The organism is Flavobacterium ginsenosidimutans (genome assembly GCF_003254625.1).
In the GTDB taxonomy this organism is placed as follows: domain Bacteria; phylum Bacteroidota; class Bacteroidia; order Flavobacteriales; family Flavobacteriaceae; genus Flavobacterium; species Flavobacterium ginsenosidimutans.
The window spans coordinates 1-303 of record NZ_QJRJ01000019.1 but is presented as its reverse complement, the minus strand read 5'-3'; the positions used below and the strand labels follow the sequence as shown (position 1 = coordinate 303).

The window sequence follows — 303 nt, the reverse complement described above, 5'->3', positions numbered from 1 at the left end:
ACTGCCAGCGGTCTTCAAGCGGGAACATATACGGTAACAGTTACTGACGCCAATAATTGCCAGGCTGCACAAAGCTTTACCATTGCAGAGCCTGCTATTCTATCGGCGTCAAAATCACAGACGGACGTTTTATGCAATGGCGGAGCGACAGGCACAGCATCTGTCACTGTCTCTGGCGGTTCAGGCAACTACACCTATTCATGGTCCCCTTCAGGAGGAACTGCAGCAACAGCAGCAGGCCTTACTGCCGGAACCTACACAGTAACTGTTGCAGATGCAAACAGCTGCCAATTGACGGAATCC

At 51.5% G+C, this 303-nt stretch carries 1 protein-coding gene; it reads left to right on the top strand.

The genetic code is table 11. The features are described 5' to 3' along the window. Positions 1–303 (top strand): SprB repeat-containing protein (locus DM444_RS00095; RefSeq protein ID WP_162614873.1); only part of this gene is annotated, 303 nt, incomplete at both ends.